Source organism: Streptomyces sp. NBC_01463 (assembly GCA_036227345.1).
GTDB lineage: Bacteria > Actinomycetota > Actinomycetes > Streptomycetales > Streptomycetaceae > Streptomyces.
This window is the reverse complement of sequence record CP109468.1, coordinates 8216327-8234335: the sequence shown is the minus strand read 5'-3', so window position 1 is coordinate 8234335 and position 18009 is coordinate 8216327. Positions and strand designations below refer to the sequence as shown.

At 73.5% G+C, this 18009-nt stretch carries 15 protein-coding genes and 1 riboswitch; of the genes, 4 read left to right on the top strand and 11 right to left on the bottom strand.

The features are described 5' to 3' along the window. The first annotated feature begins 12 nt into the window (after positions 1-12). Together OG521_36085 and OG521_36080 are read left to right on the top strand one after the other, a co-directional pair. Complete coding sequence (locus OG521_36085; GenBank protein ID WUW25892.1) at positions 13-975, top strand: RNA polymerase sigma factor SigF; 963 nt, start codon at positions 13-15, stop codon at positions 973-975. A 394-nt stretch (positions 976-1369) separates the two neighbouring features. Further along, on the top strand, positions 1370-2638 hold the full coding sequence (locus OG521_36080; protein ID WUW25891.1) for a sulfite oxidase: 1269 nt from the start codon (positions 1370-1372) through the stop codon (positions 2636-2638). A gap of 26 nt (positions 2639-2664) precedes the next feature. Here OG521_36080 and OG521_36075 read toward each other — a convergent pair whose 3' ends face one another. From OG521_36075 to OG521_36050, 6 genes are all read right to left on the bottom strand, one after another. Further along, the gene (locus OG521_36075; protein ID WUW25890.1) at positions 2665-3570 is read right to left on the bottom strand and encodes an NAD(P)-dependent oxidoreductase; all 906 of its coding nucleotides are present in this window, start codon (positions 3568-3570) and stop codon (positions 2665-2667) included. Between the two features lie 55 nt (positions 3571-3625). Next, positions 3626-4351 carry an adenosylcobinamide amidohydrolase gene (locus OG521_36070; GenBank protein ID WUW25889.1) on the bottom strand — a complete coding sequence of 242 codons (726 nt, stop codon included), beginning with the start codon at positions 4349-4351 and terminating at the stop codon, positions 3626-3628. A 51-nt stretch (positions 4352-4402) separates the two neighbouring features. Further along, complete coding sequence (locus OG521_36065) at positions 4403-5704, bottom strand: alpha/beta hydrolase (GenBank protein ID WUW25888.1); 1302 nt, start codon at positions 5702-5704, stop codon at positions 4403-4405. 86 nt (positions 5705-5790) lie between these two features. Next, positions 5791-6849, bottom strand: a complete 1059-nt coding sequence (locus tag OG521_36060; GenBank protein WUW26914.1) for a hypothetical protein — start codon at positions 6847-6849, stop codon at positions 5791-5793. An 83-nt stretch (positions 6850-6932) separates the two neighbouring features. Then, positions 6933-8606 (bottom strand): OPT/YSL family transporter, encoded by a 1674-nt coding sequence (locus tag OG521_36055; GenBank protein ID WUW25887.1) that lies wholly within the window; start codon positions 8604-8606, stop codon positions 6933-6935. Positions 8607-8689: 83 nt separating this feature from the next. Next, positions 8690-9490: an IclR family transcriptional regulator gene (locus OG521_36050; protein WUW25886.1), complete on the bottom strand. Its 801-nt coding sequence runs from the start codon at positions 9488-9490 to the stop codon at positions 8690-8692. A 486-nt stretch (positions 9491-9976) separates the two neighbouring features. On the opposite strand from OG521_36050, the gene OG521_36045 reads away from it, so the two are divergent. After that, entirely contained in the window at positions 9977-11044 is a 1068-nt protein-coding gene (locus tag OG521_36045; GenBank protein ID WUW25885.1) for a PRC and DUF2382 domain-containing protein, read from the top strand. A gap of 108 nt (positions 11045-11152) precedes the next feature. On the opposite strand, the gene OG521_36040 is transcribed toward OG521_36045, so the two are convergent. From OG521_36040 to OG521_36020, 5 genes are all read right to left on the bottom strand, one after another. Next, entirely contained in the window at positions 11153-11941 is a 789-nt protein-coding gene (locus tag OG521_36040) for an ABC transporter ATP-binding protein (protein ID WUW25884.1), read from the bottom strand. Further along, positions 11938-12981 carry an iron ABC transporter permease gene (locus tag OG521_36035; protein WUW26913.1) on the bottom strand — a complete coding sequence of 348 codons (1044 nt, stop codon included), beginning with the start codon at positions 12979-12981 and terminating at the stop codon, positions 11938-11940. The genes OG521_36040 and OG521_36035 overlap by 4 nt, the downstream gene beginning before the upstream one ends. A gap of 41 nt (positions 12982-13022) precedes the next feature. Further along, a complete protein-coding gene (locus OG521_36030; GenBank protein ID WUW25883.1) occupies positions 13023-14063 on the bottom strand; it encodes an ABC transporter substrate-binding protein in 1041 nt (346 codons plus the stop codon). Between the two features lie 62 nt (positions 14064-14125). Then, a riboswitch (cobalamin riboswitch) is annotated at positions 14126-14314 on the bottom strand. A gap of 73 nt (positions 14315-14387) precedes the next feature. Continuing rightward, a complete protein-coding gene (locus OG521_36025) occupies positions 14388-14564 on the bottom strand; it encodes a hypothetical protein (GenBank protein ID WUW25882.1) in 177 nt (58 codons plus the stop codon). Beyond that, the gene (locus tag OG521_36020) at positions 14561-16462 is read right to left on the bottom strand and encodes an acyl-CoA oxidase (GenBank protein ID WUW25881.1); all 1902 of its coding nucleotides are present in this window, start codon (positions 16460-16462) and stop codon (positions 14561-14563) included. The genes OG521_36025 and OG521_36020 overlap by 4 nt, the downstream gene beginning before the upstream one ends. Positions 16463-16644: 182 nt before the next feature. Between OG521_36020 and OG521_36015 the strand changes: the two genes are divergently transcribed. Beyond that, positions 16645-17961 carry a hypothetical protein gene (locus OG521_36015; protein WUW25880.1) on the top strand — a complete coding sequence of 439 codons (1317 nt, stop codon included), beginning with the start codon at positions 16645-16647 and terminating at the stop codon, positions 17959-17961. The last annotated feature ends 48 nt before the right edge of the window (positions 17962-18009 follow it).

Here is an 18009-nt window from a genome sequence, read left to right as displayed (position 1 = left end):
GAGCGTGACGAGATGACGACGCACACTGCGCGGACTGCCGGTGCGGAGCGAGCGGAGAGTGCTGGGTCGGCGCCCGCCGGCCACGGGACGGTCCTGGCGGCTGCCGCCGGGAGCGAGGAGCGCATCGGGTCCGCACCGGCCCCCGGTGACCTCGGTGATCTGCCCTGGATCGAGGACGCGGGCAAGGTGGCCCCCACCGACGCACGGGAGCTGTCCCGGCTGTTCTTCGACCGCCTCCAGGTCCTGGAGGAGGGCACGCACGCCCATCAGTACGCGCGCAACACGCTCATCGAGATGAACCTCTCCCTCGTCCGGTTCGCCGCCGGCCGGTTCAGGAACCGGGGCAGCGGCGACATGGAGGACATCGTCCAGGTCGGCACCATCGGGCTGATCAAGGCCATCGACCGGTTCGACCTGTCCCGCGAGGTCGAGTTCACCTCCTTCGCGGTCCCGTACATCACCGGGGAGATCAAGCGGTTCTTCCGCGACACCAGCTGGGCGGTCCATGTGCCGCGCCGGCTCCAGGAACTGCGCGTCGACATCGCGAAGACCAAGGAGACCCTGGCCACCGAACTCGACCGGGATCCCACGGTCTCCGAACTCGCCGAGCAGCTGGGGCTGAGCGAGGACGAGATCACCGAGGGCATCGTCGCGGCCAACGGCTACACGGCGGGTTCGCTGGACATGCCGGCCGCTCCGGCGGACGCGGGTCAGCACAGCGCGGCGGGGCGCACCTTCGCCGATGTGCTGGGCAGTCCGGACCCGGCCATGGAGACGGTGGAGAACCTGCACACGCTGGCGCCGCTGCTGGGCGATCTCGACGACCGTGAGCGGCGCATCATCGACATGCGGTTCGGTCAGGAGATGACGCAGTCACAGATCGGCACGGAGCTCGGCATCTCGCAGATGCACGTCTCGCGGCTGATCAGCCGGATTCTGCACAAGCTCCGCGACGGGATGTTCGTCGAGGAGTGAGCGGGGACGAAGGGGCTCCCGGCCGTCACGGCCGGGAGCCCCTTCGTCGTTTCCGGGCACCCGTGACACCCGGCGCCCGTACATTGCGGCCCGATGAATTCGCGCGGGCCCGCGACCCCGTCCGCCCCCGCGCACACCGCCTCGCGCACTCCCCCGCGCGCGGCGCGTCCCCGCAGGCCCAGGGGCCGCAGGGCGGCGCCCGGCAGACCGGCGGGCCGCTCTTCGCCCTTTTCCCGCGGGCCCGTTGCCGCACGGGGACGCTGTTGACGCTCCCCCCGGCCGCTGACACGCTCGCCCGCATGCCCGCGACCGAGGCGCTCCTCCCCGCTGCGCCGAACCGGTCCGGGCTGCTCCTCGTTCACCTCTCCCCGTCCGCTCGTACCTGGAGTTGCCCATGAGACCCGTCCCGCCGTCCGAGGCCGCCTACGACGGAATGCGGCTGCGTCAGTGGTCGCGCGGTGCCGCGCGCTCCGCGGGGATCGAGCGGCGCGATCTGCTGCGGCTGGTCGCGGCGGCTTCCGTGGCGGGCCCGCTGACCGGGCTCGCCGCTCCCGCCCACGCGGCGCAGGGGGCCGCGACCGCCGCTCCGGGCATCGTGAAGCCGCTGCCGCCCGAGGTGTTCACGGTGCGCGGCACCAACGCGGAGACGAACTTCGCCGCGCTGCGGACGACCGGACTGCTCACCCCGGCCGACCGCTTCTTCGTGCGCAACCACACCGTCACCCCGCGGATCGACGCGGCCGGCTGGCGGCTGCGGGTGTGGGGCGACGGGCTCAGGGGTCCGGCGGTGGAGTTCACGTACGACGAGCTGCGTGCCCTGCCCTCGGTGACCCGTACCGCGTTCGTCGAGTGCGCGGGCAATGCCCGCAGCTACTACACGACGCAGCAGAACGAGCAGGTCACCGGGACCGCGTGGACGCTGGGCGCGATCGGTACGGCCCGCTGGCGCGGGGTGCGGCTGGCCGATGTGCTGCACCGCGCGGGCATCGCGCGGGGAGCGGTCGACGTGCTGCCGCGCGGCCTGGACGACGAGGTGATCAGCGACGGGATCAACCTCGGGCACGTGCGCCGGCCGCTGCCGGTGGCGAAGGCGCTGGACGACGTCCTGCTCGCGTACGAGATGAACGGCGAGCCGCTGCCGCCCGACCACGGCTTTCCCGTGCGGCTGATCGCGCCGTCCTGGGTCGGGATCGCGAACATCAAGTGGGTGGGCGACATCGAGGTGAGTGCCCAGCCGCTGGTCTCCCCGTGGAACACCGGTCTCTACCGGCTGTTCGGCCCCGGCTACCCGGCGGAGGGCAGTGCGCCGCTCACCCGGCAGACGCTCAAGAGCGCCTTCGAACTGGCTCCGGGGGCCGCGTTCCCCGCCCGCCGGCGCCAGGTGCTGACGGGGCGTTCGTGGTCGGGCGGGGCGCCGGTGCGCAGGGTCGAGGTCAGCACCGACGGGGGTGTGCGGTGGCGTCGCGCCCGGCTGCGCGACGAGCCGCGCAGCGGGAGCTGGGTCCGCTGGTCGGCCGACTGGGTTCCCCGGGACCGCGGTCCCGCCGTCCTGCTGGCACGGGCGACGGACCGGTCGGGCCGCACCCAGCCGGAGGTCGCCGTCCCCAACACCCAGGGCTATCTGTTCGACGCGGTGGTGCGGCACGAGGTCCAGGTCGTCTGACGGGGTGACGGTCCAGGGGGCCGGGGTCAGCCGCCGTCCGTCTCCGTGGGGCGGCCGGCGTAGTAGGTGGCGATCATGTCCTCGTCGCCGTGCCCGGCCGCCTCGGCCCGTTCGAAGCGGGCCGCCGAAGCGGCGGTCAGGTCCAGCCGGACGCCGGACCGTTCGGCCGCTTCGAGGATGAGCCGGGTGTCCTTGAGGGCGGTGGACAGGGCGAAGCTCGGGGTGAGGTCGCCGGAGAGCACCGCGGCGGACTTGCCCTGCAGATAGGCGGAGTCGAGCGGGCCGCCCTTCATCACGTCGAGGAAGGTCTGCGGGTCCACGCCGAGCCCCTCGGCGAGGTTCAGGCATTCGGCGACACCGCCGACCATGGTGATCACCCAGGTGTTGACCACGAGTTTCAGCCGGGAGGCGGCGCCCGGCTCCTCGGACACCCAGACGGTGCGCTGCCCGATCGCGTCCAGGACGGGTCCGGTGACCGTGCGGGCGGCGGACGGTCCGGAGACGAAGACGGTCAGGGTGCCCTGTTCGGCGGGCTGCCTGGTGCCGGAGACCGGGGCGTCGAGGTAGACGAGGCCGAGGTCGGCGGCGCGCTGGGCGAGCTCGGCGGTCGCCTCGGGCCCGACGGTGGAGCTCTGCAGGAGGACCTGGCCGCGGTGCAGCCCGTCGGACGCGGCGGTGAGCGCGGCGGCGACGGCGGTGCTGTCGTTGACCGCGGTGAGCACGACGTCGGCGCCGCGGACGGCGTCGGCCGCGGTCTCCGCCACGGTGGCGCCGTCGGCGGCCAGCGGGACGGCCCGCTCGTGCGTGCGGTTCCAGACGCGGACGTCGAGACCGGCCCTGAGCAGGCTGCGGGCCATGCCCGAGCCCATGATTCCGGTGCCGAGCACGGCGACGGCCGGCCGCTCCCGGACAATGTCGGCTGCTGGGGTCATGAGGGCGATTCCCTTCGTCGGCCGCGCCCGGTTCGGCGCGCGGCGCTTCGGATACTCAGGCTTGTCGCAGCGCGCCTTCGAGGACGGCGGTGTGTACGGCCCTGGCGAGCCGGGCTCCCCAGCGCGAGCGGGGGCCCGCGAACGGTTCACCGGCGCCGGTGTCCGGCGAGGGGGCGGGTGCGGCGACGCAGACGGAGTCGGTGGGGGTGCCGGAGCAGTCGAGGCCGGCGTCCAGGAGTGCCTGCACCTTGGCCTCGGTCGCGGTGGCGACGGCGTTGACGAGTGCCGCGTCGGACAGCGGCACGGGGAGCGTGACGACGATGTTGACCGTCCCCGGCCGCTGCGGTCCGCCGGTTCCCTCGGCCGGTGTCGCCGCCCAGCCGCGTACGCCGAGGCCGCAGGTGGCGGTCGCGGTGACGCCCTGGTCGGCGGCGGCCGTGTACGCGGTCACGTCTGCGGCGGTCATCAGTCCGGCGCCGGGTCCGGTGAGCCGTTCGGCGGCGGCGATCTCGGCGAGGTGGCGGTCGGGGTCCATGCGCGGATAGCCGCCGGGCACCTGGGCGTTGAGGATCCAGCCGCGCGGGCCGATGCCGCCGCCGAGCACCGCGCTGCTGCACACCCGCCATCCGGGCCCCAGCCGCCACACGAGGTGGTGCAGGTCCTGTCCGTCCTCGCTCCGGGCCAGCAGTTCGCCGCGCTGACCGGGCAGTCCGATGCGTACGGAACGGATGGGACACCCCCGGTGGTGCAGCTCGGCGGTCGGCACGGACCTGTCGATCATAGGTGCCGCGGGCGGGGTGCTCCGGAGCGCCCCGCCCGTCGCCGCGGCGGGTCAGGCCTCGCCGCGCGCCATGGCGATCAGCCGGTCGAGTACGGCGGCGTCGGCCCGGACCCCGTCGTGGGCGTAGGCGTCGGTGACCCAGGTGCGCAGGCCGCGTACGGCGTCGGCGGTGGCCAGGGCGTGCTCCCGGTCCACGTACATGTCGTCGTGGTAGACGGCGGCGACGACGGGGACCTCGTTCGCGGCGAGCCGGTCGAGGTCGTACAGGGCCGGCCAGTCGGTACGGGCGGCGAGCGCCTCGGCGGCGGCGCGCAGCGGGACGAGCGCGGGGTCCTCGTCGAACTGCCACGGGTAGACCATCTCGCCGGTGAACCGGAGCGGGCCGCCTGCGGTGGCGTCGAACGCGGGGAACTCCTGGCGGATCCGGTGCGCGGACCAGTCCGTGGGGCGGCCGCCCTGGGCGTAGATCGGCTCGTGGAGCGCGGCGTACAGGGGGCGTTCGGCGAAGGACACGGCGGCGTCGACGCCGCGCAGGAAGGTGTCGGTGAGCTCCGGCCCGTCGGCGCCCTCGGTGAACGCGGTCTCCAGGAGGTAGTGCAGCGAGTCGAACTTCGACGCGGTGCCGAAGGTGATGCCGAGGGTCTGGAAGCGGCGCACGGTGAGGCGTTCGCCGGTCGGCATCCGTACGTCGTGGGTGTCCAGGTGTGCGGCGACCGCGTCGGCGACGGCCTGGTCGCCGGGGTAGCGCGCGAAGTAGCGCTCGTTGTGGGCGAGGGTCCGGGCGTACGCGGCGCGGTAGACGTCGTCGGCGTGGCCGGTGAGCGTGGGCAGCCCGCCGGTGATGTACGCCCGGGTGAGTCCTTCGGGGGCGAGGGAGAGGTAGGTGAGGGTGGAGAATCCGCCGAAACTCTGGCCGAGGACGCTCCACGGCCGGTCGCCCTGGAGGCGGCGGCGCAGGAGTTCGGCGTCGCGGACGATCGAGTCGGCGCGGAAGTGCGCGAGATACCCGGCGGCGGCCTCGGCGTCCGTGCCGAAGCGGGCCAGGGTGACGCGGTCGGCGGGGGTGGAGCGGCCGGTGCCGCGCTGGTCCATGAGGACGACGCGGTGTTCGGCGAGGGCACGGCGCAGCCAGGCACCCGCGGCGTTGGGGCGCTCGGCGCGGCCGCCGGGGCCGCCCTGGAGCCAGAGCAGCCGGGGCAGGTCCTCGTGCTCGCGGCCCTCGGCGACGACCTCGCGGGCGAACAGGCCGATGGCCGGTCCGCCGGGGGTGCAGTGGTCGAGCGGCACGTCGAGGGTGTGGTCGGTGCAGACCAGGCCGCCGTGGCGGTAGGAGACGGGGGCGGGGGTGGTCATGGGCGCTCCTTGCGCGTCTCGGTGCGGTTTCACGGGTGCCGGGCGGGCCCGCACCCCCGAGGGTGCGGGCCCGCCCGGCGGTCGGCTCAGTAGCCGGCGACGCCCAGGTCGCGGCAGATCCCGACGAGCTCGGGGTGCACGTAGCGCCCGTTCTCCTCGATCGCGACGCCGTCCAGGTAGATGGACGGGCCGAGGACGCTGCCGTCGGTGTGGGCGGCGGCGACCCACGGTTCGCCGCCGATCCAGGCGCCCTTGGTGCCGATGCCGAGCTCCACGCAGCCGAAGACGCGCTCGTCCTCGACGATGCGGCCGGTCGGGGCGAGGACGCCGGGGTTGAAGCCGAGCGACCAGTGCGCGATCCGGAACATGTTCGGGTCGTCGAAGGACTCCATCCAGCGGCGGAAGGTGTCCGCGTCGGCGTCGCCCTCGATCTTGGTGACGACGCCCTTCTCGACGGTGCAGCGGACCGGCGAGCGCAGCAGGCCGAGCTCGTCCGGCGGCCACAGGGCGCCGTCGAAGACGAGGACGCCGTCCTGGGTCTCCTCCAGGGGGTTCCAGGAGATCTGGCCGGAGAGCATGACGGTCTCGCCGGGCTTCTCGGCGGGCTTGCCGCGGAGGTTGATCGGCCGGTCGCCGTTGCGGCCGACCAGGTCGGTGCCGTTGGCGGAGGTGATCCGTACCTCGTCGGCGGCCTCCAGGAGGGCGACCAGCGCCTTGCCGAGGCGGATGACGCCCTGGAAGTCGGGGCGGCCGACGGTGGCGACCAGCATCTGGACGTCCATCGCGGTGAGGTTGGTGTAGCGGCAGCCGTTCGCCATGGCGGTGCGGAAGGCGTCGGAGTGCATCAGGTACGAGACGGCGAACTCGATCCACACGTCGGCGTCGGCGATGGCTCCGGCGACGGGCCTGGGCGGCTCCATCGAGGCGCCGGGCAGCGTCTCGTACCAGACGACGACGGGGTGCGCGCCGGCGGCGGCGACGGCCTGGGCGGTGGCCTCGATCACGCGGCGGTCGCTGCTGGTGTCGCCGGTGAGGACGACGTGCTCGCCGCGCTCGACGAGCATGACCTCCTCGACGAGCTTGCGGGCGGCCAGGGCGAGTTCGAAGCTGAGGTACTCGGGACGCGGTTCGAGCCTGCTGTACATGTCCACGGGGTGGTTCTCCTTGCCGTGCGGGTGGAGCTGAGTGGTGCGGTGGTGCGGGTGGTGGTTCTGGGGGTGGCGGGCCGTCAGGTCTTGAGGATCTGGGCCGAGTCGCCGAGCGAACTGCCGGCGATCAGTCCGGCGCCGACCAGGTTGAGCTCCTCGTCGGCCGCGGGGCCGCGCAGCCTGCGGTAGCCGACCCGGACGACGAGGGCGCCGAGGACCAGCCAGCAGGCCTGCGGGGTGAGGATGAGCAGGCCGGTGGCGAGCATGACGCCCATCTGCCGGCGGGTGCCGCCGAGCAGCTGGATCGCGGCGCCGGGGATGGCCCACAGCAGCATGGTGCGTACCGCGTCGGGGTCGCTGAGACCGCTCTTGATGGTGTCGGCGTAGACCTTGGCGACGGGCGGGATGAGTCCCTGTCCGAAGTAGGAGCGCCAGGCCAGGGCGACGACGGCGAGGGCGACGGCGAATCCGATGAGGGCGGCCATGAACTGCTGGCGGCGGCCCTCGCGCTCGAAGGGGTCCCAGGGGCGGTGCTCGCGCCGCAGCAGCCAGCCGGCCTTGAGGTCGTACCCCATGTCGGCGAAGGCGGGTCCGGTGGCGGAGACGTACCCGACCAGCAGGGCGAGCGGCACGGACGGGATGCCGATGGCCAGGCCGAGGATGAGGAAGATCAGGGTGACGGCGAAGGACGGGAACCAGCCGGACTGCATGGCGGCGAGTCCGACGATCAGTTCGTGGACCAGGGCCGCGAAGGCGGCGAACAGCACCCAGCCGACGATGCCGAGCGGACTCATGTCGCCGATCAGCCCGCCGAGCACGGCGAGGACGACGGCGCCCGCGGTGAACAGCGCGTAGCCGCGGATCAGGGAGAGGCGCAGGGCCCGCTCGTCGACGGTGTACGCGGTGCTGGGGTCCGTCTGCACCAGCGTCGCGGCGCTCGTGGCCTCGGCCTCCGCCTCGGCGGCCTTCCGCTTGCGTTCGCGGCGGCCTATCAGCAGATGGACGGCCTGGCCGAGGGCGACGATGCCCGCGCCGACCATGACGCCGTGCGGGATGTAGCCGGCGCCGAGATCGGTGTGGAAGACGTCGGGGCTGTACTGGCGCAGCATCAGGCCGATGCCGAACATCATCAGTGCCCAGACGTTGCCGAGGAAGGCCACGCCGGCCGCGGAGAGCGGCAGGCTGAAGAGGGTTCCGGCGAGGCCGACCGCGGTGCCGCCGGCCAGGATCAGGGCCCGGCGTCCTCCCCGGTCGCCGGCCTTGATGGTCTCGGCCGCGGCGGTGCCGGGCGGCCAGGCCGCGTCGGCGGGCAGCAGCCGGGAGCCGAAGGCCCGGTACAGGACCCAGGCGTCCACGACGAGGCCGATGAAGGCGCCGGCGAGCATCGGCCAGACCAGGTCCTTGCGGCCGAAGACGTACGGCACCGCGACGGAGGTCAGCAGGGCGTTCGCCGAGGCGAAGGTCGCCGCGGAGATGGCGCTCTGGGCGAGGTTCTGCCGGTGCACGGATCGCATCCGGCGCAGGAAGCCCAGCGGAATGCGGCCGATCAGCATCGCGACGAGTGCGCCGACCACCGAGGTGTTGGCGGAGATGCCCAGCTTGGAGACCAGGTCGATGCCGATGACAGCTCCGACGGCGGAGAGCACCACCAGGATGACCAGCAGGACGGGTTCCATCACCCGCGGGTGGGACCGGGGCTCGTCGGGGCCGGCCGGCGGTGGGGCAGGGTGCGGCGCGGAGACGTGGTGCGCCATGAGGCACCCCCTTCGGTGAGCAGGGCTGTGGGTGAGGTCGGGGTGTCCCCCGGTGGCTTGCGCCGGAGAGGCCGGTGCGCGGTTCAGCCGCCGAGGGCGGCGGTGATCTCCGCCGCTCCGGCGCGTACCAGCGTCACGAGGGTGTCGGCGGCCCGGTCCACGCGGTGGGAGGGGCCGATGACGGTGAGGGAGGCGGGGACGCCGTTCCCCTGGAAGACGGGGACGGAGACCGCGGTCACGGCCTCGTCGTACTCGCCGTGGCTGATGCAGTACCCGTCGGCGCGGACCTGCGCGTAGCAGGCGAGCAGCGCGTCCAGGTCGGTGATGGTGCGGTCGTTGAAGCGTGTCAGCCCGGTGGCGCCGAACATCTGCCGGATCTCGCCCTCGGGGTGGTAGGCGAAGAGGGTGTGGCCGGACGCTCCGGCGTGGCCGGGCATGACCGCGCCGATGATCGCCGTGTAGCGGACCGGTCCGGTGCCGTCGACGGCGGCCTCGCAGCGGTAGCTGCCGCCGTGCGGGACGTTGAGGACGACGCTCTCACCGGTCTCGCGGAGCAGGCGGGCGAGTATCGGCCGGGAGATCGAGGACAGCACTCCGCTGTGCTCGCTGACCCGGGCCAGGCGCGAGAGGGCGGGACCCGGGCGGTAGCGGCGGCTGTTGTCGTCGCAGAGCAGGAAGCCGCGCGCGCTCAGGGTGGTGAGCAGGCGCTGGACGACCGCCTTGTCCCAGCCGTGGTGGCGGGCGAGTTCGCTGACGCCCCACTCCGGGCGCTGCTCGGTGAACGTGAGCAGGACGAGCAGGGCCCGGTCCACGGTCTGCAGGACTGCGGGGGCCTGCTGTCCGGCGGGGGCCGGGGTGCTGGTGTCCGTGCCGTGCTCAGCCATGGGGCCGGGCCTCCTTCGTCCACGTCGTCCGTAGGTCGGTGCGGAAATCGCAACGCCGTTGCGATTTCTGGCGAAAGGATGCGGCTGGACCCAGCGGGTGTCAAGGGTTTCCCGGAAATTCACGCGCATCGGGAACGGCCTGTTCAGAGGTGGTGACGGGCGGGCAGCACACCCTCGCCGCAGCCGGTGTCACGGTGGCCGGGAACCGGCCTCCGCCGGGTGCGGCCCGATCCGGCGCGCCGTCTCCGCCGGCGGCGGCCGGATCGGAAGGGCACTCCCGAGCCCCGTTCACTCGATTGGCCTAACCGGGGCACCGACCCCGCAGCGGCATCGCACGGGGCCTGCACCGACGCGGCACGGTTCGGCGCCCGGCTGCCGGGCGCCGGGCGGTTGCAGCGTCCATCCGGGTGAGGCGCGATGGAATCCGGACGCGCCTCCCCTGGTGGACCCACCCACAGGACGCGCCCGGGCGAGGAGGAATCGGTCATGGGAGCCGCTGACGGTTTCACGGATTCCGGAGAGCTCGACGGCCTGACGGTGTACGACACCGCGGGCGAGAAGATCGGCAATGTGGGCCGGGTGTATGTCGACGACACCACCGGCCGGCCGGACTGGATCACGGTCAAGACCGGCCTGTTCGGCATGAAGGAGAGCTTCGTGCCGCTCGACGGAGCCCGTCGCGTGGGCTCCGACCTGCACATCTCGCATCCGAAGGACCGGGTCAAGGAAGCCCCGCGGGTGGACGCGGACGCCCATCTGTCCGTCTCCGAGGAGGAGGAGCTCTACCGGCACTACGGCCTGAGCAGGAACACCACCGCCAATCTCGGCGACCGCGCCGGGGCCGGCGGCACCACGAGCGCCAGTGCGCCGACCACGACGGGTACCGGCACCATGGGCGCGGCCGGAGCGGGCGCGGCGGCCGGAGCCGGAGCGGCGGGCGCCGCGGGCGCCGCACGCACCTCGGGCACCGACCGGACGACGTCGGCCGGCACCACCTCCGGCACCCCGGCGGCCGGCATGGCCGGCGCGGGTACCGGAAAGCACCGGGACACCGAGACCTCGGGCACGGCCCGTCCGCTGGTCGGAGCCGGAGCGGGCGCCGAACGTTCCGCGGCGGCCGGCCTCGACGGCAAGGAGGAACTGATCCGTTCCGAGGAGCAGCTGCACATCGGGACCGAGGAGTTCGAGAGCGGCAAGGCCCGCCTCCACAAGTACGTCGTCACCGAGAACGTCACCAGGACCGTGCCCGTGACGCACGAAGAGGTGCGGGTGATCCGTGAGCCGCTCAAGCCGGGCGACAAGGCGGCCGGCCGCACGGACATCAACGAACAGGACGTGGAGGTCACCCTGCACGCCGAACGCGCCACGATGCGCAAGGAGACCGTGCCGGTCGAGCGGGTGCGGATGGAAACGAAGAAGGTGACCGAGCAGAAGGAAGTCTCCGCCGAACTGCGCAAGGAGCAGATCGACTACGCGGACGGCACCACCAAGAGCGGCAAGGACATGGGTGGCAAGGACATGGGCGGCGAGTTCGGTCAGGGCCGACGCCGCTGACCCCCCGCACATCGCGGCGGACGGCCGTACGGCACCCGGCGAGGGGCGGACCCGCACACAGGGGTCCGCCCTTTCGCGCGGCACGGCACGAGGGTCCGTACGCGGACGTCAGGGCCGCTCCGGGCGGAAGCGCACGGCGGGGCGCCCCTGCGGGCCGTCCGGTGTCACGACGGCCCGTACCCGGTAGACGTCCGCGATGAGCTCCTCGGTGATCACCTCCGCGGGGGTGCCGCCCGCGACCACCCGTCCCCCGTTCATCACCACGATCCGGTCGCAGAACATCGCGGCGAGATTGAGGTCGTGCAGGGCGACGACCGCGGTCAGCGGGAGCGAGGTGACCAGGGACAGCAGCTCCAGCTGGTGCTGGATGTCCAGGTGGTTGGTCGGCTCGTCCAGCAGGAGTTCACGCGGCTGCTGGGCCAGTGCGCGGGCGATCTGGACACGCTGGCGCTCCCCGCCGGAGAGGGTGTGCCAGGACTGGTCGCGGCGGCCGGCGAGACCGGTCCGCTCCAGGGCCTCGCCCACCGCCCGCTCGTCCTGTGCCGTCGGCGCCGACCAGGCGCGGCGGTGCGGGATGCGGCCCAGGCGCACGACGTCCACGACGCTGAGCTCGACCTGGGTGACGGCGTGCTGGTCGACGACCGCGACCCGTCTGGCCACGGTGCGCCGGCCGACGGCGGCCAGCGGGTCGTCGTCGAGGGTGACGAGACCGGCGTCGGGGGCCAGGACCCCGGCGAGGATCCGCAGCAGGGTGGACTTGCCGGAGCCGTTCGGGCCGATCAGCCCGATGGTCGCGCCGGGCGGCGGGGCGAGCGAGACACCGTCCAGGATGAGGCGGCCGCCGGCCTGCCGGCTGACCCGGTCGGCCCGCAGGCCGCCGGGGGTGGTCGCGGTCATGTGGCCCGCCGGGTGCGGTAGAGGACGAGGACGAAGGCGGGCACCCCGATCAGGGCGGTGACGACACCCACCGGGACCTCCTGCGGGTCGAGGACGGTCCGGGCGAGGGTGTCGACCCAGACGAGGAAGACGGCTCCGGCGAGCGCGGTGACCGGCAGCAGTCTGCGGTGCCCGGACCCGGTGAGGGCGCGGGCCGCGTGCGGCAGCACCAGCCCGACGAACCCGATGGCGCCGGCCGAGCTCACCAGCGCGGCGGTCAGCAGCGCGGTCGTGCACAGCAGGACGATCCGGGTCCGGCCGACGTGGATGCCGAGGGTGGCGGCCGCGTCCTGGCCGAAGGCGAAGGCGTCGAGCGTACGGGCGTGGCCCAGGCAGATCAGCAGCGTCACGGCGAGCACGGCGGAGCAGGTCCACACATCGGTCCAGCCGACGCCGCCGAGCGAGCCCAGCAGCCAGAACAGCACCCCGCGGGTCTGCTCGGCGTCGGCCGCGGTCATCACGACGAAGGAGGTGAGCGCGGAGAAGAGCTGCATGGCGGCGACCCCGGACAGGACGACCCGGTCGGTGCTGCCCCCGAGAGTGTGGCTGAGCAGCATGACCAGGGCGAAGGAGCACAGCGCCCCGATGAACGCACCGGCCGACAGGGACACCGCTCCCCCGCCGACGCCGAGGACGACGACCACGACCGCACCGGTCGACGCCCCGGAGGAGACCCCGAGGACGAAGGGGTCGGCGAGCGGGTTGCGCAGCAGCGACTGCATCACGGTGCCGCAGACCGCGAGCCCCGCGCCGCACACGGCGGCGAGCAGGGTCCGCGGCATCCGCAGGTTCCAGATGATGCCGTCGCGGATCGGGCTGAGCCCCGACTCGCCGATACCGAGGTGGGCGGCGACCACGGACCAGACGTCGGCGACGGAGATCCGGGCCGGTCCGATGGTGACGGCGACGGCGACGGACAGGGCGAGCAGCAGCAGCCCGCCGGTCCACAGGAGGCCGGCCCGGATGCCGCTGCCGCCACGCCGGCCGGGGCGGGCGCGCACAGCCGCGTCCCCGGGCGGCGCCACGGCCTGTCCGGTGTCCGTCACCCCGCGAGCCCGAAGGTGCGCAGCGCGGCGGCGACGCGCTCCAGGCCCTCGACCGTCCGGATGGACGGGTTCATGGCCTGGCCGCTGAGCAGCACGTAGCGCTTGTGCCGGACGGCGTCCATGTTCTTCGTGGCGGGGTTGGACTCCAGGAAGGCGATCTTCTTCGCGGCGCTCTCGGCGGTCTGCGACTTGCGGGTCAGGTCGCCGATGACCAGCACGTCCGGGTTGCGGTCGGCGACGGTCTCCCAGTTGATCTGCGGCCATTCCTCGTGGGTGTCGTCGAAGACGTTCTTCGCGCCGAGCTCCCGGGTGATGATGCCGGGCGCACCGCAGCAGCCGGCCAGGTACGGGGCCTCGGAGTTGGCGAACCAGTACAGGAGGGACGTGCCGGAGGCGTCGATGCCGCTCGTCGCCCCGCGCACCCGGGTGCGCAAGGCGGCGACGAGCTTCTCGCCGCGTTCCGGGACGCCGAACACCTTGGCCAGGTCGCGTACTTCGGTGTAGACGCTGTCCATGGTCAGGGCGCCGGTGCGGACCCCGTCGCCGTCCTTGCTGTTGTCCTTGGCGGTGCAGTCGGCGGGCGAGACGTAGGTGGGGACGCCGAGCTTCTCGAACTGCTCACGGGGGGCGACACCGCCCTTGGCGAGCGTCGACTCGAAGGAGGCGCTGACGAAGTCGGGCTCCTGGTCGAGGACCTTCTCGGACGAGGGGCGGTTGTCGGCGATCCTGGGCACCTCGGCGTTGGCCTTCTCCAGGCCCTTCATCACCGGGTCGGTCCAGGTGGCCGTGGCCGCGAGCCGGTCAGCGAGCCCGAGCGAGAGCAGGATCTCGGTCGACCCCTGGTCGACCGGGACGGCACGCCGGGGGGCGGCGGGCACGGTGACGGTGCGCCCGCAGTTCTTCAGGGTCACCGGATAGCCGTCGGCTCCCCCGGACTTGGCGGCGGAGCTGTCCCCGCCGCCGCCGCAGGCCGTCAGCAGCAGGAGTGCGGCGGTGAGCAGGGCGGCGGAGCGGGCGTGGCCGGCTATGGGCGGCACGGAGTACCTCGGCGTCTCTGGGCCCATGCGCGGGGCCCGGTGTACGGAGTGCCGCGATCCGGTCCCGGACCGCGGGTGCCAGCAGGTCTTCGGACTCGGGTTCATGCGGACGGGGCGCCTTCCCGGGGAACCCGTGGGTCTCCCAGTGGCCGTGGCCCCGCCCGTCCCCCTCACCGCTGCGCGTCAGTTCCGGATTCGCACCGGATTCCCTGACCCCTACGTGGAGTTCGACTGGCTCCGGCACGCTACCACGAGCCTCCGTGCAGCTCAGCGGCGGTGCGGCCGGTGGTGCGGGGCCTGCCCGCATGCCACCGGCCGGCCCGGCTACGCCTTGCGGCGAACCGATTCGCCACCCTGGGTGCGCAGCCGTTCGCGCCCTCGGGAGAGCACGGCCGCGGTGCCCCAGAACGCCAGCAGGACGACACCGACGCCCAGCCCCTGGACCGCCTCCGCCGCCCGGGGCAGCCGGCCGTGCGCCGCGCGCGGCGGGCCGCCCGTCATCGGGCGTCCCCGGCGGATTCCCGGGCCGGATCGCGGTGCCAGGAGGCGCCCGGGTCGTCGTAGGCCTCGGTGTAGCGCGCTCCCGCGATGGGCCAGTCGGCGAGGAGCTCCGGGGGCAGCGCGAAGGAGTCGGCGAGCTCCGGCAGCCGGCCGCTCACGGCGGCGATGAGCTCCTCGGTGGCGTCGGTCAGTCCGTCGGCCTGACCGGCGGTCAGGTGGCCGGCCGCGAGCAGGTCCCCGCTGTTGCGGGCGATCCAGCGGAGCGCGAACAGCCGGGCCAGGTCGCCCAGCGTCCTGTGGGCCTCACCGGCGGGCAGCTCCGCGAGCGCCGTCCCGTACGCGTCGGCCGCCTGCCGGTACGCGTGGGCCTCGACCCCTCGCAGCGCTGCTCCGGCGGCCGCGTTCCACCGCGTCAGCGGGTCGTCGTCCGGTACCGCGGCGAGGCGCGCGGCCGCCCGGGCGAACCAGATGCGCTCCACCTTGTACAGCAGCCGGCCGAGGAAGCGGAGGTCGTCGAGGTCTCCGCTCAGGGGACCGGCCGGCGGCTCGTCTCCGGTGTCCTGTTCCGCGTCGAAGAGCATTCCGGCGGCGGCCCTGGAGTGGATGGCCACGTTGTCGCCCTCGGCGGTGATGGCGCCCTCGACCCCGGTGACGAGTTCGGTCATCCCGTTGTTCTCCAGCAGCCCCTGGGCGCCGCACCGTTCACGGCATTCGACGATCACGGACCGGGCCTGCCAGGTGATCCATCCCTTGGCGATGTCGACCAGCCGCTCGGCCGCCTCCCGCTCCTGCGGCGGTCCCGCCGCGGCCTGCTCCCAGCGGGCCAGGGCGTGCCGGTGCAGAAGGCTCATCGCGAAGACGGTGGCCATGGCCTCGGCGAGCGGGCCGTGGTGGCTGCGGTGGGCGATCACCGGCACCCGGGGTCCGGGGTGGCTGCCCGAGATGAGGCGGTGCCCTCCGTAGCGGACCGCGATGGCCAGGGTGACGCGGGCGGAGCCCACCGCACTGGCGCTCATACAGATCCGGCCCGCCGTGACCCGCCCGATCGAGGCGAGGAAGCGGCGCCTGCGCCCCTCGGTCCCGCTGCGGAACACGCCGTCGTCACCGACCCGCCCCTGGACGCCGCCGAGCAGCGCCCCGCGCGCCACGAAGACCTGGTCGAAGGAGGTCAGGCAGTGGTCGACGGGGCTGCCCATCCGGGCCGGCAGCCGGCGTACCCGCACCCCGGGCAGGGCGCGGGAGGCGTCGGTGAGGGGCACGAGGAGGAGGAAGACGCCCTGGTCCGTGCCGTCCACGAGCAGCCGGGCGGCGACGAGCCCCGACTTGGGGCCGCCGGCCGGGCTGGTGTTGGGCATGAACTTCTGGGCGCCGGGGTGCGGAGTGTGCAGGACGAACCCGTCCCGCGCGGGGTCGTAGGTGGCGGTCGTCTCCACGGCGGCCGCGTCGTTGCCGTGCGCCACCTCCGTACAGAGGAAGGTGCCGATCCGGCGCAGGTCCAGGAAGTCCGACAGATCGCGGGGGCTGTCGGCGTCGTGGTCCAGGAGGCTGCCGAGGAAGAGGTTGTAGTGGATACCCGCCACGGTGGCCAGGGCCGGGTCGACCGGGGCCAGCCATTCGTGCAGGGCCGCCAGGGCGCGTGGGTCGGCGGCCGGCCTGGCGGCGCTGTCGAGTGCGCCGTTGAGGGTGCGCAGCCGGGCATGGGCAAGGGCGAGGCGCTCGTCGGGCGTGGGGCCGGGAGCGGGGCGTACCGGGCGGCGGAACGGTTCTGTGGAAATGAGCCGACGCCAGAAGCCGTGCTCCCGGCGGATGTCCGTACCGAGAAGAACGGAGGTGAGCAGGTCCACGACCGGCTCGGTGCCGGCTCCCGCGTGGCCGGAGCTGTCAAGAAAGGTGGTCATAAGACGGAAACGATCAGAAAACGCCCAGGACACCCCGGAAGCGCCAGCCCGTCGGTGGGACAGGAGTCCGGTACGCACCAACGGGGCGGCCCTCGCCGGTCAGCCGGCCGCCTCTCGCCCTCGTTCACCTGTTTGCAGCAACCCGCCGCGCTGCGCGGGCGGCCAGGGCATCCCCTTGGGTCATGGAACGGGAACCCGGCCGGCCGGCCGCGCCGGACGAGCACACCGAACTGGAAGCCCTGCGGGCCCGGGTGGCACAGCTGGAGGCCCGCGCCCCGGCCCGGCCCCGGCGGCATCCGCGTTCCTTCTTCGCGGTCGTCCTGATCCTGGTGGCGGCCGTGCTCACCCCGCTGAGCATCGTGTCGAGCTGGGCGAGCGACGTCGCCGGGGACACGGACCGGTATGTGGCGATGATGGAGCCGCTCGCCTCCGACCCCGCTGTGCAGGACGCGGTGACCGACCGGGTCACGGATGCCGTGATGACCCGTCTGGACATCGACGCGCTGCTGGCGGACGTCGCCCCCGCCGACCGGCCGGTCGTCGACAAGGCGCTCGGGAAGCTCGGCGGTCCGCTCACCACGGGTGTCACGAACTTCGTGCGCGGGACCGTGGAGAGGTTCGTGACCAGCGAGGCGTTCGAACGGCTCTGGCGCGATCTGAACCGGCAGGCCCACGCCTCGGTCGTGAAGGCGCTGACGGGTGAGGGCGGCGGCGCGGTGAAACTGACCGACGACACCGTCACCCTGGATCTCGCCCCCGTCATCGACCGGGTGAAACAGCGCCTCGTCGACCGCGGCCTGACGGTCGCCGGCAAGATCCCCGAGATCCACACGGACTTCACGGTGCTGACCTCGGACTCGGTCGGCAAGGCCAAGAAGGGCTTCCGGGCCCTGGAGATCCTCGGCTTCTGGCTCCCGGTGGTCACGCTGCTGGTCGCCGCCGGCGGGGTACTGCTCGCGGTACGCCGCCGGCGCGCGCTGGTCACCGCGGCGATCGCGGTCGCGGTGGGCGCCGCGCTGCTCGGGATCGGGCTCTGGGCAGGACGCGCCTTCTACCTCGACAGCCTCCCGTCCGAGGTCTCGCAGCCCGCCGCGGGAGCCGTCTTCGACGCCCTGGCCGGCTATGTGCGGGCCGGCGTACGGCTGGTCGTGACCGTGGGCGCGGTGGTGGCGCTCGCCGCCTGGCTCACCGGCCGGGGCCGCGCGGCGACCCGGGTCATGGCGATGTGGGGCGGCGGGATCGGCGCCGTGCGGGACGCGGCCGGTTTCACGGGCGGTCCGATCGGCCGGTGGGTGCACCGGGCGAGGCGTCCGCTGAACTGGACGGTGGTCGTGGTCGCCGTCGCGGTGCTGGTGGCGTGGGACCGGCCGACGGGCCTGGTCACCGTGTGGATCGCGCTGTGCGCCCTGTTCGCCCTGGCCGTGGTCGAGTTCCTCGACGACGACAGCACCCCGCATCTCGCGGTGCCGGGTGCCGGGCCGTCCATCGGCGGCTCCTGAGCCGGTTCGCACACCCCTCCCCGGGGAACGGCCACCGGTAACGCGTCA